Genomic DNA, 21,002 nt, shown 5'->3' with positions numbered 1-21,002 from the left:
GACGGCGCGGCCGGACGAGCCGAAGATGTACCGGCAGCGGTCCGGCCATGTCGTCGCGGGGGTCTCCGTCGGCATCGCCGACCACCTGTCGGTGCCGGTGTTGTGGGTGCGTGCGATGTTCGCGGTCCTGGCGTCCTTCGGGGGCGTCGGTGTCATCGCCTACGCGCTGCTGTGGATGTTCGTCCCGCAGGCCGCCGAGCCGCGCACACCCGCCAGCGAGAAGGAACGGCAGCAGGGGTTCGGGCTGCTCGTGCTCGGCATCGGGCTCGCGGTCGCGGTGTTCACGATCAGTGCCCTTCCGGCATGGCTGACCGCACCCGTCGCGGTCGTGCTCGTCGGCGGCGCCGTGGTGTGGCGCGAGGCCGACGAGTCACAGCGGGTGCGGTGGCGGCGCGGCGCCCGCACCGGCATGGCCGACGCGCTCTTCGGCGGCGCCGGACGCGGACCGCTCGTGCGGGTGCTGGCCGGTGCGGCGCTGGTGATCGCGGGCATCGTGGCGTTCCTTGTGGGCAACGCCACCCTCGGTGACCTGCAGTTCACCGTCGTGGCGCTGCTGGCGAGCCTCGTCGGCCTGATGGTGCTCACCGTGCCGTGGTGGATGCGGCTCGTCCGCGACCTCAACGTGGAACGCTCCGCCCGCATCCGGACGCAGGAACGTGCGGAGATCGCCGCACACCTGCACGACTCGGTGCTGCAGACGCTCGCACTCATCCAGAAGCAGTCCGACTCACCGCGTGAGGTCGGCAGGCTCGCCCGTGGCCAGGAACGGGAGTTACGGACGTGGCTGTACGGGCCCGACGGCTACGGGCGCAGCGGTTCCCTCGACGCCGCGTCCCGCGAGGCTCTGTCCGAGACACTCGCCGCCCGGCTGGGCAGCCTGTGCGGCGAGGTCGAGGACAGCTTCGCGATCAAGGTGCAGCAGGTCGTCGTCGGCGACTGCGAGCTCGACGAGCGCCTCGCGGCCCAACTCGCCGCGACCAGGGAAGCCCTCGTCAACGCGGCCAAACACGCCGGGGTCGGCGACGTCAGCGTCTACGCCGAAGTCGAGGCCGAGCGGGTGTGCGTCTTCGTCCGCGACCGGGGCGCCGGTTTCGACCAGGACGAGGTGCCCGACGACCGGCACGGGCTCGCGGACTCGATCCGAGGCAGGATGGAACGCAACGGGGGGCAGGTTCGGGTGCGGACGTCGCCCGGAGCCGGAACCGAAGTGCAGTTGGAGATGCCCCGCGACGCGGGCAAGCGTGAGGGAGGCGTTCGGTGACCAGCGACGACTCGAACGACCAGAACACCACGAGCGGCGAGGAGACCGACGGGGACGCGGCCGAACACCCGGTGCGGGTGTTCCTCGTCGACGACCACGCGCTGTTCCGGACCGGCGTGCGCGCCGAACTGGCCGGTGCCTCCGACGACGTCGAGATCGTCGGCGAGGCCGGCTCCGTCGGCGAAGCGGTCGCCGGCATCCACCACTACCGGCCGACCGTCGTGCTCCTGGACGTGCACATGCCCGACGGCGGTGGAGCCGAAGTGCTCCGCCGGGTGCGGCCCGAGCAACCCGACGTCGTGTTCCTCGCCCTGTCGGTCTCCGACGCGGCCGAGGACGTCATCGCGGTCATCCGCGGCGGCGCCAGGGGCTACGTCACCAAGACGATCTCCGGACGTGAACTCGCCGACGCTATCGTCCGCGTCTCCGCTGGTGACCCGGTGTTCTCGCCGCGGCTGGCTGGATTCGTTCTCGACGCGTTCTCCGAAGGGCCCGACGCGGCACCGGTCGGCGACCCCGAACTCGACCTGCTCACGCCGCGCGAACGCGACGTGTTGCGACTGCTCGCGCGCGGCTACGCCTACAAGGAGATCGCCTCCGAGCTGTTCATCTCGGTGAAGACCGTCGAGACGCACGTGTCGAGCGTGCTGCGCAAGACGCAGCTGTCGAACCGCTACGAACTCTCCCGCTGGGCCTCCGACCGCCGCCTCGTCTGACCCCCGGCGCGACTGCTCGGCTCGGGTGCGACTGCTCGGCTCGGGGTGGCTGGGCGCGTGCGTGGCGTGAGCCTTTTTGGTGCCCAGAGCCACCAAAAAGGCTCACGCTGCCGACCACGTGCGTGGGTGACAGCGCCTGCGGCGCCTGTGGATATGGTCGGTGGTATGGGTGAATTCGTGCAGGTGGTCACGACCACCGATTCCGAGGAGTCCGCCGCTGCGCTGGCCCGCAGCATCGTGGAGGTGCGCGGCGGAGCGTGCGTGCAGGTCGTGCCGATCCGGAGCTTCTACCGGTGGGACGGCGCGGTACAGGACGACCCGGAGTGGCAGTTGCAGATCAAGACCTCGGCCGCACGGGTGGACGAACTCGTCGCACACCTCAACGAGCAGCACGAGTACGACGTGCCGGAGATCATCGTCCTGCCCGTCGAGGGCGGTAATCCCGCCTACCTGTCGTGGGTGGCCGAGGAGACTCGGGCCTGAACGCCACGCGCGGTGGCCGCTCGTCGAACGGCTACCCACGGCCGAGTGGCAACCCCGCTTCTCCCGGAGGCGTCTTCCCTGTGAGTCCGAGAGGGCTCCGGGCAGGAGGAAAGCCCTCCCGCCCGACGAACACCAGGGGGGTGCCGATGCTGGGGAAGGCTGGAAAGCTCGTAGCCGTCGGGTTCGCCGGGACGTTGCTGATCACGCCGGGGATCGCCGCCGCGCAGGGCGACGAGTTCGAAGAACACACCGTCAAGGCCGATGTCGACGGGGACGGCAGGGCGGACGGGGTGACGCTGCGTGAAGTCAGCGAGGACACCCACGCGTTGATCTTCGGCCTGGCCGGCGAGCAGATCGACACGACGTACCCGGGCAACGCTTCGTTCCCGTTGCAGAAGCCGCGTCCCACGGACGTGAACCTCGACGGCAGTCACGAGGTGATCGTCACCGAGTACGTCGGCGCCAACACACTCACGTTCAACGTCCGGGACTACGACCCGGCGTCCGGGATCCGATCAGTGTCCACTGAGGATGGTGCGCCGCTGAAGCTCTTCGAGGGCGGGGGCGTCTCCGGGAACTCCGGCTACAGCTGCCTGGACGACCACACCGGCACCCGCGAGCTGGTCAGCGTGACCGCGCACGTCACCTCGACCCCGGACGACACGCCGCTGTTCAGTGGCGAACGCGTGTCCTACCTCGTCGACAACGGTGTGGCGACCGAGACGCACCGCGCGGAGTTCAACGACGTTCCTCGTGAGGACCCGGTGATGGAGACGAATCCCGAGAGCTGTGGTGTGTCGGTGAGCTGACCGTGACGCATCTGCCGGTGTCCCCGTCGGTCTCCGGTCGGGCGCGGTCGGACGGCCCCGTGTCCGTCCGCTCCGCGCCCGACTCCGGGTCGGGCCGGCTGCGCTTGTCTCGCTTCGGGGGGCGGCTCCGGCCGAGTGCCACCCCGAGCAGGATGATGCCCATCCCGGCGATGACCCGGAGGCCGACCTGTTCGCCGAGCACCGTCCAGCCGAGCAGCACGGACACGATCGGAATGAGGTAGGTGACCGTGGACGCCGTCGTCGCGCCTTCGTCGCTGATGATGCGGTACTGCACGGAGAAGGCGAAGCCGGTGCCGAGGATGCCGAGCACCGCCACCGAGATCAGCGCGACCGGGTCGAGCCCGACCGGGGTGAGTCCGCCGACCGGCAGCGTCAACGTCGACAGCATGGTCGCCGCGAGCATCTGCATGGTGGCGAACGCCATCGGCGGGTGGGTGGTGCCGTTGTCCCGTGCGGTGCGCATCGCGCGTCCGATGTAGACGAACGAGATGCCGTAACACGCGGCGCCGCCCAGGCAGGCCAACGCGCCCCAGCCCAGCGCTCCGCCGCTCTGCCACGGCGCGAGAATCACGAGGACGCCGAGGAATCCCACGAACAGCCCGGTGACGCGTGCCGGGGTCAGTCCCCGCTCGGTTCCGGCCAGCACCCCGAAAAGAATCGTCCACAGTGGAGTTGTGGCGTTGATGACGCCGGTGAGTCCGGAACTGATGGTCTGCTCGCCCTCCGCGAACAGAAACCACGGGAGGCTGTTGCCGAACAGTCCCGCGAGCACGATGTAGCCCCACACCTTGCGTTCGCCGGGCGTGCGCAGCCCCCCGAGCTTCACCCGGGCGACGAGACAGAACCCGACGAGTACGAGCGCTCCGAGCGCGATGCGGGTGAAGGCGATCTGCACCGGGGACAGCGCCTCCAGCGCGAGCTTGATGAACAGGAAACTGCCGCCCCACAACACGGCGAGGGTGCTCAACCGGAGGTAGTTCGCGGGGTTGTTCATGGCTCTCCGAGGCTCGGGCGGGGTGTGGTGGCGCGTCCTGACTCACGGTGCCTCCCGCCGAAGATTAGGACAAGTGATGATATGTGGACGTACGTTTCAGTAACTCTGTAAGGTGTCGCGCATGTTGGACGTCCGGCGTCTCCAGGTTCTCCGCGCGGTGGTGAGCAGCGGTTCGCTCAGCGCGGCCGCCACGAACCTCGGCTACACCCCGTCGGCCGTCAGCCAGCAGCTCGCCACGCTCGAGAAGGAAGCGCGCATCCCGCTGCTGGAGAAGGCCGGACGCGGAGTCCGGCCCACCGCTGCCGGTACGTTGCTCGCCGAGCGGGCGAGCGACCTCGCGGATCTGCTCACCACCACAGAGACCGAGCTCGCCGATCTCCGCGCCGGGCGCACCGGCACCCTGCGGGTCTGCTTCTTCCAGACCGCGAGCGTGGCGCTGGTGCCGCCTGCGGTGGCGAAGTTCCGCGCCGCCCGACCGGAGGTGCAGCTCGACCTCAGCGTCGTCGAGGACGACGTGCTCGGTCACCTGGCCAGCGCGGCAGTCGACGTCGCGATCTTCGTGGTCGGCAGGGACGTGCCCGCCGCCCCCGGTGTGCGCGTCCTGCCTCTCGTCGACGAGCCCTACCGGGTCGTGCTGCCGCTCGGACACCCGTGCGCGGACGAGACGTGCGTGGATCTCGCCCGGCTGGCCGACGAGCCGTGGGTGCACGGCGGCCTCACGAACGGGCCGTGCGCCGAGTCGCTCGCCGACGCCTTCGCCTGCGCGGGAATCAGTCCCCGGGTCGCGCTGGAGGCGCACAGTCCCTACGCCGCGCAGGGCTTCGTCGCCGCCGGATTCGGGGTGTCACTGCTGCCGGAGCTGGGACTCGACGTGGTGCACCCCGGAGTCGTGGTCCGCCCGGTGCGCAGGCCGGAGCCGGTGCGACGGCTCTACGTCGCCGTCCGCGACACGGTCGCCGAGCAGCCCGCCGTGCAGAACTTGATCACGCTGCTGTTCGAAGCAGCGCCGACGCAGGATCGGAGCTGAACACCGCGGCTCAGCGCGCGTTTGGGAGCAGGTGCACCGAGGGTCTTTCCGCCGACTGCGCGGGCCCGTCGGCAGGTTCTCACCCCGTGGCTGGTGAGGGCAGCGTCGACGTGGTGCAGATGGCTACTCGATGTCGGCGATCCCGCAACCGGGCACGAGGTACCGGAGGACCGACCCCAGTTCCCCGGCGCCCCCTCAGGCCTGCGAGTCCGAATTGAGCAGCGCCTTGCCGTCCTTCTCGATCATGCCGATGACGTGCTTCTCGTTAATCTTCTTGCCGTCCTTCTCGTACCGCAGCCCCACGGTGACCTTCGAGCCGTTCGCCTTGGGCCCGCTGGTGATCTCCACGTCGTCGATGGAGTCCCAGAACGACTCGTAGCGCTTCTTGCCCTGTTGTTTGAGGCCGGGCCCGAGCATCGACCACGATGCGTCGAGGTCGTCGGGAACCGCGCTGAAGTACTTCTTGACGGCCTTCTCCCGGTCCTTGTCGCTGAGCTTGTTGCTCGTCGACCTGGACGACGGTGCCGTGGTCGTCGTGGTGGTCGTGGGCGGCGACGTGGTGGTCGTGGTGGTCGGCGGCGGTGCCGGTGGTGGTGGAGGTGGCGGCGCCGGCTCGGACGTGGGAGGCGGCGCGGCGTTCTGTTCCTCGGCGCCGCTCGGGCGCATGGCGTTCGCACCGAGAATCCCGATCAGCACGGCGACCACCAGCGCCGCGGCCCACAACAGCAACCCCTTGCGGGACGACCGGCGCGAGTCCGTCGGGCTCGACTCGGCCCGACTCGCGGGCATGTCGACCCGCGTGCCTCCCGCTTCGGGCGCCGGACGTGCGGGTGGGGGAGGACGCCACCCCGGCGCTGGAGCCGCAGCCGGAACCGGACGGCCGTCCGCCACGGACTGCAGCAGCGTCTTCGCGTGCGACATCGTCGGGCGGTCCACCGGATCGGCGCGCAGCAGCTGCATCAGCGCGGCCGTCATCGGGCCCGCCTGGCGCGGCGGATCCACGTCGCCACGCGCGACCCGGTGCAGCAGGCTGATCGCGTTCTCGTCCACCCCGAACGGAGGCTGCCCCTCGACCGCCGCGTACAGCGTCGACCCGAGCGAGAACACGTCCGAAGCCGGTGCCGGATCGCGACCCAGCGCGACCTCGGGAGACAAGTAGGCGGGAGTGCCCGCGAGGATGCCGCTCTTGGTGACCGAGACGTCGCCGACCGCCCGGGAGATGCCGAAGTCGGTGATCTTCGCGACGCCGTCGTCGCCGAGCAGGATGTTTCCGGGCTTGAGATCACGATGCACGATGCCCGCCATGTGCGCGGCGGACAACGCCCCTGCGACCTGGCTGCCGATCCGGGCGACCTCCAGCGGCGGAAGCGGCCCGTGTTCCTCGAGTACCGAGGCGAGGCTGCGCGAGGGCAGGTATTCCATCACCAGAACTGGTTGGCCCTCGTCCTCGGCGACGTCGAAGACCACGATCGCGTTCTGATGCTGCAGTCTGGCCGCGATCCGGCCTTCGCGCATCGAGCGCTGCCGGGCCTCCTCGGTCTCCTCCGCCGTGTAGCCGGCCTGCAGCAGCAGTTGCTTGACGGCCACCGTGCGGTGCAGCCGTTCGTCAACCGCGCGCCAGACGATGCCCATCGCGCCGCTACCGATCCGTTGCTGCAATCGGTACCGGCCCGCGATCAAACGTCCTTCGGCGCTCACAGGCGACTCCTGGCGGTGTCTGCGACTCGGTGGTGCGGGCGCGTCCCGCACACGTCGGCCTCCACGGTACTGGGCGTCGATCAGCCACCGGTCCGCCGGTCGTCACCAGGCAAGACGAGGGGCCGGCGGGAACGTGTCCCACCGGCCCCTCGTGTCGCGCGACTCGGACGACCTCAGCTCGTCGGCTGGGAGCCACCGCCGGCGTTGTCGCCGGGGGCTCCGGCGCCACCCTCGTCGGGCGGTGCCGTGGTGGTCGTCTCCTCGGAGGACGACGTCTCCTCGGTCGTGGTCGTCGGCTCCTCGGTGGTGGTCGTCGGCTCTTCGGTCGTGGTGGTCGTCTCCTCCGAGGTCGTTTCCTCGGTGGTGGTCGTCTCCTGCGTCGTGGTGGTCGTCTCCTCCGAGGTCGGTGCCGGCGGCGGAGGAGGTGGCGGCGGTGGTGCCGGTGCCTGGGTCTGCTCGTTGCCGGTGGTGTTCGGCGGCGGGGTGTTCCCGCCGAGCATCGCCGACGTGAACAGCACCGCGATCACCGCGACCGCCGCCAACGCGATACCGGAGAGGACGACCGGCCGCTTGCTGCGACGTGGAGCGTCCAGCGCCGCGTCACCGCGATCGTCGGAGCCCATGTAGGAGGTGTCGGCGTAGTCCGCGCCGTACGGGTCCTCCTCGTACGGCGTCTGCGCGACCGCCGTGCCGTCCTGCTGCTGGCCCACCATCGCCGTCGGCTGCAGGTCCGGCGCGCTGGTGGTCGCGTTCGGGTCGAAGGCGGGCGGGATCGGGGCCGCCATCGACGGCACCGAGGTCACCGCCTGGCCGTCCGCGGCGGCCAGGCACATGTCCCGGACCTGTGCCATGTCGGGACGGTCCTCGACGCGGGCCTGCAACATGGCCATCAGCGGTTCGTACATCGGCCCCGCCGTCTGTGGCGGGTCGACCCGGCCTGCCGCGACCGCGTGCAGCAGCGCGAGCGTGTTCTCGTTGAGCCCGAACGGCGGCCGACCCTCGATCGCCGCGTAGAGCGTCGCGCCGAGCGAGAACACGTCCGAGGCACCGGTCGGCTCCTGGCCCATCGCCACGTCCGGCGAGAGGTACGCGGGCGTGCCCGCGAGCATGCCGGTCTTGGTGACCGTCACGTCGCCCTGCGCCCGGGAGATACCGAAGTCGGTGATCTTCACCGTGCCGTCGTCACCGAGCAGGATGTTGCCCGGTTTGATGTCGCGGTGCACGACGCCCGCCGAGTGGGCGGCACCGAGCGCGGCCGCGGCCTGAGCACCGATCCGCGCCACTTCGCGAGGAGGCAGCGGCCCGTGTTCGGACATCATCGCCGCGAGGCTCGTCGACGGCAGATACTCCATCACCAGAACTGGCTGGCCGTTGTCCTCTGCCACGTCGTACACCGAGATCGCGTGCTGATGCTGGAGGCGTGCCGCGATGCGGCCCTCCCGCATGGCCCGCTGCCGCGCTTCCTCTGCTTCACCCGGATCGAGACCGGGCTGCAACAGCAACTGCTTGACCGCGACCGTGCGGTGCAGGCGTTCGTCGACACACTCCCACACCACGCCCATCGCGCCACTGCCGATGCGTCGCTGCACTCGGTAGCGTCCGGCGACCAGGCGACCTTCGTCGCTCACCGACGTCTCCCCGTACTGCTCTCGATGCCCGCCCGGCCCCTCGTGCCGGGATCACACGATCCCGGACCCTGGCTGCCGCCGGACATCGGCGGATGTCAGAAGGCCGAGTCAGCCCTCCGACTTTGACACGTTCTCAGCACGGTCGAGGTTGGCTCGCAGCCCTGTTCGACCGTGCCCCGGAAGCCTAGCCGACGTCGATGTGGCCCACGTACGAAGTCGGCAGATTCGCGAAGATTCCTCCGGGGCGACTCGGTCGCGCGTTGCGCCACCCGGAACACGGCCCCGATATCGGCTGTTTGTCCTGTTGAAGGTCACTGTGTGCGGAATTGGGGCACGCGGCGTGCCCGGTCGCTGACGACACGTGCGGGACCCGTAGTGGTTCGCCCGGGCAGGCCCGACGACCCGGGATGGCCACCCGGTCGTTGCCGCATCGTTGTCCGAGGGGTGTTCAACGCCCGTGGTGCCGCGCGGTGAGCAGGTCGATCGCGAGGATGTGCGGTCGAGCGCCTTCCTCCACGGTGAGCCGATGGCGCAGCGCGGTGTGACCGCCAGGGTGGTCGACGCCGATCTCGGCGACCACCGAGTTCGCCGACCGCACGTCGAGGTGCTGGACACGGACGGAGCTCGGCTCCCAGGCCGCGAGGATCAGGGAACGCTCGCCGTTGAGCAGTTCCGGTGCGACCAGGTCCAGTGCTCGCTGCGGCCGGGTGTCCATGAGCCGGTAGAACTCGGCCACGAGCGCCCGAGCGGAGTCGGCGCTGCCCGCGGCCGGGTTCGCCGCACCCGGATCGTGCGCGTGGCCCTGCCCCCGGCTGCCGACCCGTGGGTCGCCGACGGTGCGGTCGCGCAGGTCGTGGAACGGCCACCGCGCCTGCCGGAGAAGGTCGAGGCGGAGTGCGTCCACGCCGGAGATCGGAGCCGACGCGACCGCGCGAGGCGGCGGTCCCGCCGAGGTCGCGCGGGCGGTGACCACCGACACCGCGACCGACACCAGGAGTAGCAGCACCACCGCGACGACGCCCATTACGGCTCGCGAGCGCTGCGCGGGCACCCGGCCGGCGGACGCGCCGTCGACCAACGGATCGTCCGGGTCGAGGTCGAAATCGGCCCCACGGAGCGAACCCGGCCTGCGCTGGAGCAGCTGCGGGACCGTGACCGCGCCCCCACGGGATCGCCGTTTGCCGCTGGGGCGGTCCTGCACGTGTGCTCCTCTGGTCGCCGGTGCGTGATCGTGGGTGGGCACCGATCACCCAAGTCCGCGAGAGCCGTGAAAGACACCCAAACCGGAAGAGTTCACCTGAACGGGCGGTCTCGTTTGGCGCGGCGACCGCCCGAACGGCGGCGCACCCTACGGCCGGTCATCACGCTTCCTCGTCGGAGCGGACCTTCGGGTCACTTTCCCTGGTGAAGCGGAGTTCGCGGCGCTGAGTCACTTCCGAGCCGTCCTCGCGGGTGATCCGCAAGGTGGTGACCGTACTCGTCGAGCGGTACTCGACGGCCCGCACCTCGATCGCCATCGCGTCGGCGTACCGGGCGGCGAACGAGTCGTAGCCCTCGTCGCGCAGGTCGCCGCCCGTCATCTCGTAGGCCCGAGGCAGGTCGAGTTCACTGATCGCCGAGAAGTATTCGGCCGAGGCTTCGCGCATCGCCTGGCTGCTGAACAGCAGCAGGGACGATTCCGTCGTCGGGGACGTGGACGACGGAGGTGCCGTCGGCTCCCCGGGCTCGCTCGGGCCCGTCGTGGGACCACCGGTGTCGGGGCGGGTGGATTCCGGTGCCCCAGGGGTCTCCGGCGTCCCGGGTGCGTTCGGCTCTCCCGGTGCTCCCGGAAAGTCGGGCGCTCCTGCGGAGCTCGGGCCGGGGGACAGGCGTACCGGTTCCGACGGACTCGTCGTCGAACTCGGCGCCCAGGGCAGAGCTTCCTGTTGCTCCTCGGACGTGTACCCGGTTCCAGGGAACGGCGGGAACTCCCCGCCACGCGGGAAGCCCGGAAAGTCCAGACTCCGCACGTGGGTCGTGTCGACGAGGGCGAACGTGGCGAGGACCAGACCGCTGAATGCGGCGGCCGCCGACCCGATCGAGAACCACGCTGCTCGCCGCCAGGTCGGCGGTGGGGTCACCGACGCAGGCACCATGCCCAGGTCGAACTTGTGCAGCCCACCGTAGGCATCCGTGTCCGAGAGCGGATCCGTCGCGCGGTCCTCCTGTCGGCTGCCGAGCACCACGGGGCCGACCATGCGGTGCCCGTGATCGGACACGGCGCGCGAATCGGTGCGGTGCGCGTCATCCGGCACCGTGCGAGGGAGGTGGCGGCCCGCCGTACGGGGCACGTCCTGTGAGGTCGGCTGGCGCGGCACCTCCGGTGGCATCGCGCGGGGTAGCGCGGTGGAGGCCGCCCGGCGTGCTTCCGGACGGCCTGCTTGCGCACGGGGTGCCTCCGGCCGGGCGCGCTGCGGTGCGGCTCGATCGTCGCGGCCCGGCGGGCTTTCGATCTGTCCGGACCAGCTCGTCCTTCCGGGGTACATCGGTCTCGACTTTCTGCCGCCCTCGGCGGTGCAGGGGAACCTAGGCCGTGCTCACGACCTGGAACGCCTCCGCCAACCGGTCGGAGGACAGGCCGTGCTGCTCGGCATTGCTGCGCAGGTGCTCACGGATCATCGACCCCAGGCCGTCGAGGTGCGCGGTCTGCGAGTGGTGTGCGTGCAGCGCCGCGAGCTTCGCCTCGTAATGATCGGTGACGTCGACGGCGTGGTTGATCCGCTCATCGGGTGCTTCTGTCAGCCACAGTTCGTGCACGGTCCATGGCTGCAGGCCGTCCTCGACCAGTTCGGGGTGGGCCAGGGGAGTGCGCGAGTCCGGGTACACGGCCGCGACGGTCGCCTCGCCGACCGCCCGGTGATCGGGGTGCGACACGTGTAACCGTCCCCAGTTGATCTCGGGGGAGTGTGCGACGACCCGGTCGGGCCGCACAGCGCGGATGACACGCGTGATGTCGCGGCGCAGCGTGAGGTCGGCGACGAGCCTGCCGTCGGGGTGACCGAGGAAGCGCACGTCGTCGACGCCGACGGCACGGGCCGCCGACCGCTGTTCGTTCTCACGCAGCGTGCGCATCTCGTCGAGGGTGAGCTGGTGACCGCCCAGCCCGTCGGTCGCCCCGGCCTCGCCGGAGCTGCACACGCAGTAGGTGACGCCGACGCCTGCCGTTCGCCAGGACGCGACGGTCCCTGCAGTGCCGAAGTCGACGTCGTCGGGATGTGCGGTCACCACGAGTACCTGCCGTACATCGGAGGCGATCTTCGGTGAGGTCCGCATGACCGTGCAGGGTAGTTGTCGCTCGAACGAAGTGGCTCTCCGGGGTCGCTCAGTCACGTGACGTCATGGCGCGCGACCGGGCGCCCGCCGGATCGAATGATCATGAGGTCACTCGATCGGCGCGGCCCGGTCGAGGTCGTCCTGTCCCGGGTCGGTCAGTACTCGCCCGTGCGAAAGCGCTTCTGCGTCGTCTGCAGCGCCGCGACCGAAGTGGCTCCCGCACCACCGCCGAGCAGCATCGCGAAGATGTCGGCGGGCACACCCCCTGTCTGGATGAGCAACGCCAGCAACGCGACCGCGAGCGCGCCTCCCGCGATCGGGGCCCGCTTCTTCGCGAACTCCACCGCGGGCTGCCCGCCCGGACGCTGCTTGGCCGAGGACTGCAACAACGCCAGATACCCGCCGTGCCCGAGAGCGGCCAGCAACGCGACCAGCGTGACGACCAACGCGATCAGATCCACAACTCCACCCAACATGTGTCCAGTCTGCCCTGATTCGGGGCGGTAGGGGTATGCGGGATGTCCCCGATTTCGGTTCGCCGACCGGGGCGCGAACCACGGGGCAGGGAAATGGTTGCGGTCCGGGTATGGATTGAGATCCGCATCACCTCTAGTTTCGATGCCTATGGAAGATCGACCTGGCGTCGACCGCGCCTCGACCGGGCTCGCCGGTGGAGGTGACCTGCGGGGCAGGCGCGCACTCGTCACCGGAGCGGGCAGCGGCATCGGCGACGCCATCGCGCGGGGACTCGCGAACGCGGGTGCCCACGTGGTGCTCGTCGACAAGGTCGCCGACTCCATCGAGTCGCTCGCGGCCGAGATCGGCGGCACCCCCAGGGTCGTCGACCTCTGCGACCTCGACGCCGCCGGGGAGCTCGGCACCGACGTCGACATCGTCGTCAACAACGCCGGGGTGCAGCACGTCGCTCCCGTGCACCGGTTCCCGACCGACACGTTCTCGATGATGTTCGACCTGATGGTGCAGGCTCCGTTCCGCATCATCCGCAGTGCGCTGCCGGGCATGTACGAACAGGGATGGGGACGCATCGTCAACGTCTCCTCCGCGCACGGGCTGCGCGCGTCGCCCTACAAGGGCGCCTACGTCGCCGCGAAACACGCGCTCGAGGGACTGTCCAAGACCGTCGCCGTCGAGGCCGCGCGCCACGGCGTGACCTCGAACTGCGTCAACCCCGGCTTCGTACGCACCCCGCTGGTGGAAACGCAGGTAGCCGAGCAGGCCCGGTTGCACCGTGTCCCGGAGGAACAGGTCATCGAGGACGTGCTGCTCGAACGGACGCCGGTCAAACGTCTCGTCGAACCGGAGGAGGTCGCCGAACTCGCCATCTGGCTGTGCGGCCCGGGCAGCGCTTCGATCACCGGAACCTCGCTGCCGATGGACGGCGGCTGGACCGCGCACTGACCGACCGGCACGTCACCGAGGAGCGACATGACCGCAGCAGACCCCACCGCCAAGAGATCCAGCAGACTCCGCGTCGTCTCCGCGAGCCTCGTCGGAACCACCATCGAGTGGTACGACTTCTTCCTGTACGGCTCGGCGGCCGCGCTGGTGTTCCCGACGTTGTTCTTCCCGGCGGCGGACCCGCTGGTCGGCACCATGCTCGCGTTCGTCACCTACGCCGTCGGCTTCTTCGCCCGCCCGCTCGGCGGCATCGTCTTCGGCCACTACGGCGACAAGCTCGGCCGCAAGAAGCTGCTGGTCATCAGCCTGGTCATGATGGGCGGGGCGACGTTTCTCATCGGGTTCCTCCCGACGTACTCCTCCGTCGGCCTCGCCGCGCCGTTGATCCTCACGTTCCTGCGCCTCGTGCAGGGCTTCGCCGTGGGTGGCGAGTGGGGCGGTGCGGTGCTCATCGTCTCCGAACACGGCTCGGCGAAGAACCGCGGATTCTGGGCGTCCTGGCCGCAGGCGGGCGTTCCGCTGGGCAACCTGTGCGGCACGGCCGTGCTCGCCGTCCTCGCCGCGGTGCAGTCGGAAGAGGCGTTTCTGGCCTGGGGCTGGCGTGTGGCGTTCCTGCTCTCCGGGGTGCTCGTCCTCGTCGGCCTGTGGGTGCGGCTCGCGGTCGCCGAGTCCCCACTGTTCCTCGAGGCGCAACGCAAGATCGACGAGCAGGGCGGGCGCACGCCGCCGCTGCTGGAGGTCCTGAAGCACTATCGCGGCGAGGTCCTCACCGCGATGGGAGCCCGGTTCGTCGAGAACGTCGTGTACTACATGGTCACGTCGTTCGTGCTCACCTACGTGGCCACCTACCTGGAGATGCCGAGGTCGCTGGCACTGAACGCGTCACTGATCGCGGCGGTGGTGCACTTCGCGAGCATCCCGTTGTGGGCAACGCTCTCCGACCGCGTGGGCAGGCGCCCGGTGTATCTGATCGGCGCGATCGGCACCGGACTGTGGGCGTTCGTGTTCTTCGGCTTGCTGGACACGGAGTCGTTCGGGCTCATCACCCTGGCGACCTCGGTCGGGTTGATCTTCCACGGTGCGATGTACGGGCCGCAGGCGGCGTTCTTCTCCGAGCTGTTCGGCACCCGCGTCCGCTACTCCGGTGCGTCCGTGGGCTATCAGCTCGCGTCCGTCGTCGCGGGATCGGTGGCGCCGCTGATCGCCACCGCGCTGCTCGCCGCGTTCGGCTCACCGCTGCCGATCGCGATCTACGTAGCGTTGTGTTCGGTGGTCACGATCGTCGCCGTGGTCCTCGCTCCCGAAACCCGCGACCGCGACATGGCCGCCCACGAGTGACTCGCCCGGATTCCACCCGACCCAGTGGGGACAACTCCCACCCCCTGTGGATGGAGGGGTGGCAAATTCGCGCGAATTTGCCACCCCGGCGGTCAGCGGCCGAGGTGGCCGCGGCCGAGGCGCAGGAGGATCATCGCGAGCTCACGGCCTTCGGGGCCCAGCGCACGGTAGCGGGCGAGGACGTCCATCTCGCGGTTGTAGACGATGCGCGGGCCGCCCGAGGCCATCCGGGCCTCGCCGACCTGCCGAGAGACCTCGGCGCGACGTTGCACCAGACGCAGGATCTCGGCGTCGAGGTAGTCGATCTCCTCGCGCAGGCCACCGATCGAGCCTTCGGGCTCGGACCGGTCCTGGTCGCCGTCCACCGTCGTGTTCATCTGGAGTGCCTCCGATGGGTCGGCCCCTGCCGTGACCCGAGAACGACAACGCCCCGGGGTCGCAACTCCGGGGCGGGGTAGTCGTGTCAGCTCATGCAGACCACGGGCGCCGGAGTCCGGGCCCGTAGAAAAACTCGAAGGTCTGCGTCAGCACGTCGTCCAGTGTGCCACAGCCCGAATTCGCCTCGCCAACAGCCGGACGGTGTGTCCCGCAGTGCGGACCTGGGCAGCTGAGACCGTGCCTACGGGCACACATGCCAGTTCTCCAATGCCCTTTCAGGGGCGGGCGGGTTCCGGCTGTTCAGCGGACTTCTCTCGGTCGACCCGGCGCACCGAGCGGTACAGCACGGTTCCGGAGACGGCTGCGGCCACGACTGTGACGACCACCGCCGTCCAGCTATACCCGATCGCGCGTGCGGCCTGCCCCAACGCGAGCGCCAGGCTCGTGTGCACTGTCGCCCAGGCGGTCGCGCCGGCCACCGCCATCACCATGAACCGCGCGAACGGCACTCGGAGCATGCCGGCCACCGCCGGGACCACGGCGTGCACGAAGGCGATGAACCGCGTGGTCAGCAACGCACGCGCGCCCCGGCCGCGGAGCACTTCGTGCGCGGTGTCCCACGAACTCGCACTGATCTTGCGTCCCGCCCAGCTGCGCTGCAGCGACGGGCCGACGCCACGGCCGATCCCGTAGCCGCCCGCCTGTCCGACCGTGTTCGCGAGCACCGCGACGAGCAGCATCGGCACCGCCCATCGCTCGCCCAACGCGCCCACCGACACCAGCAACGCGATCTCGCCGGAGACGAACAGTCCGACGAACAGCGACGCCTCGAGCGAGAGCACCACGAACAGCACCACCAGACAGGCCGTCGGGCCGATCGCCGACGCACTGTCCAGAAGATCGAGAACGAGCGCGTCGAGTTGCTCGATCACGGTCATTCCGACACCCCCAGTCGTTGTTCACCGCCGACCAGTGTGGGCGGCGGAGGGCGCCTGCGAGTCGGGGAGATCCCGGAACTCGCCCCGGATTCGTGGCCTGCCGACGCCCCGGCCGTGCGCGGGAACGATGTCGGCCCCGGCGGGTAACGTTGTGCAGCGATGAGCACCCTGTTCGACCTCCCCCAGCGCGACGATCGGCCCTCCCACGACTCGGAGTCCCTGCTCGCCGGGCTCAACCCGCAGCAGCGGGAGGCCGTGACGCACACCGGGGCTCCGTTGCTCGTCGTCGCGGGGGCCGGGTCGGGCAAGACGAAGGTGCTCACCCATCGCATCGCCTACCAGCTCGCCGAGCGCGACGCCCACCCCGGCCAGATCATGGCGATCACCTTCACCAACAAGGCCGCCGCCGAGATGAAGGAACGGGTGGCGGCCCTGGTGGGGCGGCGCGCGAAGGCCATGTGGGTCTCGACGTTCCATTCGATGTGCGTGCGGGTGATGCGCCGCGAAGCCAAGACCGTGGGGTTGTCGTCGAACTTCTCCATCTACGACGCCGACGATTCGCGCAGGCTCATCACGATCATCGCCCGTGATCACGAGCTCGACTCGAAGCGCTATCCGGCGCGCACGCTCGCGATCCACGTCTCGAACCTCAAGAACGAACTGCTCACGCCCGAGGACGCCGCCGAGCGGGCGGGCAACGACATGGAACGCAAGGTCGCCCAGGTCTACGCGGCCTATCAGCGGCGACTCCGCGAGTCGAACGCGCTGGACTTCGACGACCTGATCATGCGCACGGTCGAGCTCCTGCAGCAGCACCCGGACGTGGCCGAGTACTACCGTCGCCGATTCCGGCACGTCCTCGTCGACGAGTACCAGGACACCAACCACGCCCAGTACGCCTTGGTGCGCGAGCTCGTCGGAACCCGGACCACGGAATCGGGCGTCGAGCCCGCCGAGCTGTGCGTGGTCGGCGACGCGGATCAGTCGATCTACGCGTTCCGTGGCGCGACGATCCGCAACATCGAGGAGTTCGAGCGCGACTACCCGCAGGCCACCTCGATCGTGCTGGAGCAGAACTACCGCTCCACGCAGACGATTCTCTCGGCGGCCAACGCGGTGATCCGGCGTAATCCGAACCGTCGCGAGAAGCGGCTGTGGAGCGATTCCGGCGACGGCGCGTCGATCGTCGGGTACGTCGCGGACAACGAGCACGACGAGGCCGCGTTCGTCGCGGGAGAGATCGACCGCCTCGTCGACGACGGCGAGGCGACGTTCAACGACATCGCCGTGTTCTACCGGACGAACAATCAGTCGCGTGTGTTCGAAGAGGTCTTCATCCGGCTCGGTCTGCCGTACCGGGTCGTCGGCGGCGTCCGGTTCTACGAGCGCCGCGAGGTGCGCGACGCCCTGGCCTACCTGCGGGTTCTCGACAACCCGGACGACACGGTGAGCCTGCGCCGGATCCTCAACGTGCCCAAACGCGGGATCGGCGACCGTGCGGAGGCCGTGGTCGCCGCGCACGCCGAGCAGGAGCGCGTCTCGTTCCACACCGCGTTGCGCCGGGCGGCCAAGGGCGAGGTCACCCAGCTGAACACGCGTGCCCAGCGACTGATCGGCTCGTTCGTGGAGCTGCTCGACGAGCTCAACGACGTGGCCGCCGAGTACGACGTGGCCGAGGTCTTGGAGACGATCCTGGAACGCACTGGTTACCGGGGTGAGCTCGAGGCCAGCGACGATCCGCAGGACGCGACGAGGGTCGAGAATCTGACCGAACTCGTGACCGTGGCACGGGAGTTCACCGAAACCCGCTCGCCGGAGTCGAGCCGTGCGACCGAGACCAGCGAAGGTGGGGAGGTGCCGGTCTCCGACGAGGACCGGGACGGCCTGCCTGCCGACGACTCGTTGTCGGCCTTCCTGGAACGGGTGTCGCTGGTCGCCGACGCCGACTCGCTGCCGGAGTCCGGCGACGGTGTCGTCACGCTCATGACGCTGCACACCGCGAAGGGGCTCGAATTCCCGGTGGTGTTCTCCACCGGCTGGGAGGACGGGATCTTCCCGCACATGCGCGCCCTCGGTGATCCGGTGGAGCTCGCGGAGGAACGCCGCCTCGCCTACGTCGGCATCACGCGTGCCCGGCAGCGGCTCTACTTGTCGCGGGCGTTGATGCGCTCGGCGTGGGGACAGCCGATGACGAACCCGGCCTCGCGGTTCCTCACCGAGATTCCGGACGAGTTGCTCGACTGGCGCCGGGTGGAGCCGGAGCGGTCGGCGCCGCAGGTCCGCAGCACCTGGGGCGGCCGGGGCGGTGGCTTCGACCGGGGTGGCTCCGACTCGGCTCAGGCGCGGGTGGCGGAGAGCGGCATGCGCAGCACCCCGGCGAAGGGCTGGAAGGACACGGTCGCGATCAAGCTCGAAGCGGGTGACCGGGTCACGCACGACAAGTACGGCATGGGCACCGTGGTCTCGGCCGAGGGCGAGGGGCCGCGTGCGACCGCGACCATCGACTTCGGCGCCGCGGGCACGGTGCGTCTGATGCTCATCGGCAGCGTCCCGCTCACCAAGCTCTGAAACCCCAGAGAACGCATGTGGGAACTGGGGTGGGTGGTCCGGTACCGCCGCCCCAGTTCGTGCCTCGCGGCGGTGGGGTCCTCGTGAGTACCACGCGTACGCGGCGAGAACCCCTGCCTTGCGAGGCACGAACTCCGAACGCCGGAGCCCCTCACCCTGTCGAGGCTGAGCACGTATGAGGCGTGCCCTACGGGCACAAAAGCCAGTTCCCAGATGCTCTCTGAGCGGCAACTTCTCCGCTCAGAATCGGTAGTGCAGGAGCCTGCCGAGTCTGCGGGTGGTGCGGAACGTGTCGAGCACCGTCAGCGCGGTTCGGGTCGGCCTGGAGTAGCGCGCGAGTTCGGGTGCGGACGTGTACGGCCACTCCTCGACGAGTGCGAGTCCCCGAACGAGGCGTTCGAGCTGGTGTGGGTCGTCGATGCCCCAGCGCAGTGAGCTGCCGGAGCGGGTGACGATCGGGTTGAGCCGGTTCGACAGCCGGACGTTGAGTCGGCTGAAGGCGTCGAAGAGCAGGTCACCGGACGGGAAGTGCTCGACGATGCGTCGCAGGAGTCGCAGTCCGTCCTGCTCGGTGAGGTACATCGTGAGCCCCTCCGCGACGACCAGTGCGGGCTTGTCGTCCGGGATCCGTTCCAGCAGCTTCGGATCGGTGACCGAGGTCGGGACCGTGTGGTGGTGCGGACGCTGCTGCCCGAAGAGCCTGCGACGGTCGGCGGCGGGTCGAGACGGAACACGCGGGTGTCCAGGCCGCAGCCGAGGTGCAGCACGGTGCGGTCGGGGCGCGCGGCGACGAGGTCGCGGACTCGACGGTCGATCGACACGGCGCGGATCGCGACCGTGTTGGGGTCCCGGTTGTCGAGCCGGAGCCGACCGAAGTCGTAGTCGAGGCGTTCGACGGCAGCTGCCGCGTGCCGGTCAACGAGCACCGGATTCGCCAGCGTGCCCGCTTTCGCGCGCAGGTACAGGGTGCCGAGCATGGTCTCCGGCGCACCCGACAGGGACACCTTCTGTTCCATCGCGACCCCCGACCCTGTGGACCTCGCGGTCCGTGGACCACGACGCTACACAGGGTCGAGAGGCGACGGCGGTGTGGCGGCGCCTCAGCTGAGGGAGATGCCGCGCTCGTCCAACCAGGGCTTCGGGTTGATCTTCTTGCCGCTGGCGTTCCAGACCTCGAAGTGCAGGTGCGGACCGGTGGAGAAACCCTTGTTGCCCATGGTGGCGATCTGCTCGCCCGCTTCCACGGTGTCGCCCTCGTCGACGGTGATCGTGTCGACGTGGCCATAGACGGTGATCGTGCCGTCGTCGTGCTGGACGCGGACCCACTGGCCGAAGCCGCTGGCGCTGCCCGCCTCGATGATCTCGCCGTCCATGACCGAGTTAATCGGTGTGCCGATGGAGTTGGCGATGTCGAGGCCGTAGTGGGTGCTGCCCCAGCGGCCGCCGAACCCGGAGGTGAACGTGCCCTCGGCCGGGGAGACGATCTTGGGTCGCTTGGCTTCTTCCTCGGCGGCGATACGGGCCGCTTCGGCGGCGGCGGCTTCGGCGCGCTCCTCGGCGATGCGCGTGCTCTTGTTGAGCTTCTCCATCTCCGCGTCGCCGTTGGCCGGCTGCGCCACGGGCAGCACCTCGGGTGCCGGTGCCGGGCCGCCGGTGCCCGAGCTGGCCACGGCGCCGAAGGACGCGGCGGCGTCCTGACCGGAGGCGAGCGGGGTGTAGTCGTCGTAGCCGGAGTCGGTCTCGCCGGCGGCCATGGACTGGCCTGCGGCGGCGAACGCTCCGGCGGCGACCGCTGCGACGACGATGCGGCCGCGCATGACCGTCGAGGGTGCGGAGACGCGGTGCTGGCCGCGCTCGTGGCGTTGTTCGCCGTGCGGATCGCGTGCGGTTGTGGGGTGCTTGCCGCCCGGGGAGCGGAGTCGAGACACTGTCGCCCTTCCGTTTCGGGGGAGTCCGATCACGCGGGGCCGGACGGGGTTTCCGGGGCCGGTCGGGGAACCGGCATTCGTGATCTGACCGTGACAACGGACTGGGGGACAGTAACGAGGGAGATCCCCTAGGGGCAAATCCCGATCAGTGACAGAGTGTCGACAATCCGTGATCGTCAACCGCTGTGGGGAGTGCGTGCGGAGGGTGAGCATCGGGCGATCCCGGGAGTCACCGAGGGGCACTGCCAGCGGAGACGTGGGTCGGGTTGTCGCTCCATTCGGGTGAGGTTCGGCGGTGCGATCCGGACAGGGGGACACCAAAACGAGCGAATGTGTTCTGTGTCACATATCCCCTCTGGTGTGTCGGCGGCTGCGCGGCTGGGCCATTCGGGTGGCCGTGGAGCCGGGTCGCGTTCGCTGTCCGCTCTCGTGTGAAGCCTCGTGCGGTCGCACACTGTGACCGTCGCAACAGCGTGACCGCTGT

At 69.7% G+C, this 21,002-nt stretch carries 19 protein-coding genes and 1 pseudogene; 8 read left to right on the top strand and 12 right to left on the bottom strand.

The features are described from left to right. Nucleotides 1–25 precede the first annotated feature (25 nt). The 4 genes from GIY23_RS19800 (at nucleotide 26) to GIY23_RS19785 (ending at nucleotide 3,269) form a co-directional block, all read left to right on the top strand. A complete protein-coding gene (locus GIY23_RS19800) occupies nucleotides 26–1,261 on the top strand; it encodes an ATP-binding protein (RefSeq protein WP_154078031.1) in 1,236 nt (411 codons plus the stop codon). A gap of 71 nt (nucleotides 1,262–1,332) precedes the next feature. Then, nucleotides 1,333–1,977, top strand: coding sequence for a response regulator (locus GIY23_RS19795; protein WP_154078998.1), 645 nt, complete (start codon nucleotides 1,333–1,335; stop codon nucleotides 1,975–1,977). A gap of 165 nt (nucleotides 1,978–2,142) precedes the next feature. After that, on the top strand, nucleotides 2,143–2,460 hold the full coding sequence (gene cutA / locus GIY23_RS19790; RefSeq protein ID WP_154078030.1) for a divalent-cation tolerance protein CutA: 318 nt from the start codon (nucleotides 2,143–2,145) through the stop codon (nucleotides 2,458–2,460). Between the two features lie 146 nt (nucleotides 2,461–2,606). Beyond that, nucleotides 2,607–3,269 (top strand): hypothetical protein, encoded by a 663-nt coding sequence (locus GIY23_RS19785; RefSeq protein ID WP_154078029.1) that lies wholly within the window; start codon nucleotides 2,607–2,609, stop codon nucleotides 3,267–3,269. On the opposite strand, the gene GIY23_RS19780 is transcribed toward GIY23_RS19785, so the two are convergent. Next, nucleotides 3,199–4,284 (bottom strand): DMT family transporter, encoded by a 1,086-nt coding sequence (locus GIY23_RS19780; protein WP_154078028.1) that lies wholly within the window; start codon nucleotides 4,282–4,284, stop codon nucleotides 3,199–3,201. The genes GIY23_RS19785 and GIY23_RS19780 overlap by 71 nt on opposite strands. A 121-nt stretch (nucleotides 4,285–4,405) precedes the next feature. On the opposite strand from GIY23_RS19780, the gene GIY23_RS19775 reads away from it, so the two are divergent. Continuing rightward, on the top strand, nucleotides 4,406–5,311 hold the full coding sequence (locus GIY23_RS19775) for a LysR family transcriptional regulator (RefSeq protein ID WP_154078027.1): 906 nt from the start codon (nucleotides 4,406–4,408) through the stop codon (nucleotides 5,309–5,311). A 195-nt stretch (nucleotides 5,312–5,506) separates the two neighbouring features. Here the strand turns inward: GIY23_RS19775 and GIY23_RS19770 are convergent, their stop codons facing one another. The 6 genes from GIY23_RS19770 to GIY23_RS19745 form a co-directional block, all read right to left on the bottom strand. Beyond that, nucleotides 5,507–7,009, bottom strand: coding sequence for a serine/threonine-protein kinase (locus GIY23_RS19770; protein ID WP_154078026.1), 1,503 nt, complete (start codon nucleotides 7,007–7,009; stop codon nucleotides 5,507–5,509). A 173-nt stretch (nucleotides 7,010–7,182) separates the two neighbouring features. After that, complete coding sequence (locus GIY23_RS19765; RefSeq protein WP_154078025.1) at nucleotides 7,183–8,637, bottom strand: serine/threonine-protein kinase; 1,455 nt, start codon at nucleotides 8,635–8,637, stop codon at nucleotides 7,183–7,185. Nucleotides 8,638–9,085: 448 nt separating this feature from the next. Beyond that, the gene (locus tag GIY23_RS19760; RefSeq protein WP_154078024.1) at nucleotides 9,086–9,838 is read right to left on the bottom strand and encodes a hypothetical protein; all 753 of its coding nucleotides are present in this window, start codon (nucleotides 9,836–9,838) and stop codon (nucleotides 9,086–9,088) included. 160 nt (nucleotides 9,839–9,998) lie between these two features. Next, entirely contained in the window at nucleotides 9,999–11,162 is a 1,164-nt protein-coding gene (locus GIY23_RS19755; RefSeq protein ID WP_154078023.1) for a hypothetical protein, read from the bottom strand. Between the two features lie 40 nt (nucleotides 11,163–11,202). Next, nucleotides 11,203–11,949: a PIG-L deacetylase family protein gene (locus tag GIY23_RS19750; RefSeq protein WP_154078022.1), complete on the bottom strand. Its 747-nt coding sequence runs from the start codon at nucleotides 11,947–11,949 to the stop codon at nucleotides 11,203–11,205. 155 nt (nucleotides 11,950–12,104) lie between these two features. Continuing rightward, entirely contained in the window at nucleotides 12,105–12,425 is a 321-nt protein-coding gene (locus GIY23_RS19745) for a hypothetical protein (protein ID WP_154078021.1), read from the bottom strand. Nucleotides 12,426–12,573: 148 nt separating this feature from the next. Between GIY23_RS19745 and GIY23_RS19740 the strand changes: the two genes are divergently transcribed. Together GIY23_RS19740 and GIY23_RS19735 are read left to right on the top strand one after the other, a co-directional pair. Continuing rightward, complete coding sequence (locus tag GIY23_RS19740) at nucleotides 12,574–13,368, top strand: 3-hydroxybutyrate dehydrogenase (RefSeq protein ID WP_154078020.1); 795 nt, start codon at nucleotides 12,574–12,576, stop codon at nucleotides 13,366–13,368. A gap of 27 nt (nucleotides 13,369–13,395) precedes the next feature. Continuing rightward, nucleotides 13,396–14,706 carry an MFS transporter gene (locus GIY23_RS19735; RefSeq protein ID WP_154078019.1) on the top strand — a complete coding sequence of 437 codons (1,311 nt, stop codon included), beginning with the start codon at nucleotides 13,396–13,398 and terminating at the stop codon, nucleotides 14,704–14,706. A gap of 92 nt (nucleotides 14,707–14,798) precedes the next feature. Here GIY23_RS19735 and GIY23_RS19730 read toward each other — a convergent pair whose 3' ends face one another. Both GIY23_RS19730 and GIY23_RS19725 read right to left on the bottom strand, forming a co-directional pair. Then, nucleotides 14,799–15,083 (bottom strand): chorismate mutase, encoded by a 285-nt coding sequence (locus tag GIY23_RS19730; protein ID WP_154078018.1) that lies wholly within the window; start codon nucleotides 15,081–15,083, stop codon nucleotides 14,799–14,801. A 276-nt stretch (nucleotides 15,084–15,359) separates the two neighbouring features. Beyond that, nucleotides 15,360–16,022 (bottom strand): DedA family protein, encoded by a 663-nt coding sequence (locus GIY23_RS19725; RefSeq protein ID WP_154078017.1) that lies wholly within the window; start codon nucleotides 16,020–16,022, stop codon nucleotides 15,360–15,362. Nucleotides 16,023–16,181: 159 nt separating this feature from the next. On the opposite strand from GIY23_RS19725, the gene pcrA reads away from it, so the two are divergent. Next, nucleotides 16,182–18,590: a DNA helicase PcrA gene (gene pcrA, locus GIY23_RS19720; RefSeq protein WP_154078016.1), complete on the top strand. Its 2,409-nt coding sequence runs from the start codon at nucleotides 16,182–16,184 to the stop codon at nucleotides 18,588–18,590. A gap of 240 nt (nucleotides 18,591–18,830) precedes the next feature. On the opposite strand, the gene GIY23_RS23145 is transcribed toward pcrA, so the two are convergent. The 3 genes and pseudogenes from GIY23_RS23145 to GIY23_RS19710 form a co-directional block, all read right to left on the bottom strand. Further along, nucleotides 18,831–19,172 (bottom strand): hypothetical protein, encoded by a 342-nt coding sequence (locus tag GIY23_RS23145; protein WP_228717760.1) that lies wholly within the window; start codon nucleotides 19,170–19,172, stop codon nucleotides 18,831–18,833. Between the two features lie 188 nt (nucleotides 19,173–19,360). Continuing rightward, a pseudogene (locus GIY23_RS23140) lies at nucleotides 19,361–19,567 on the bottom strand (class I SAM-dependent methyltransferase); the annotation flags it as partial. Between the two features lie 123 nt (nucleotides 19,568–19,690). Further along, complete coding sequence (locus GIY23_RS19710) at nucleotides 19,691–20,407, bottom strand: M23 family metallopeptidase (RefSeq protein ID WP_228717407.1); 717 nt, start codon at nucleotides 20,405–20,407, stop codon at nucleotides 19,691–19,693. Nucleotides 20,408–21,002 lie beyond the last annotated feature (595 nt).

The sequence above is a fragment of the Allosaccharopolyspora coralli genome (assembly GCF_009664835.1).
GTDB lineage: Bacteria > Actinomycetota > Actinomycetes > Mycobacteriales > Pseudonocardiaceae > Allosaccharopolyspora > Allosaccharopolyspora coralli.
This window is presented reverse-complemented; position numbering and strand designations above follow the sequence as displayed.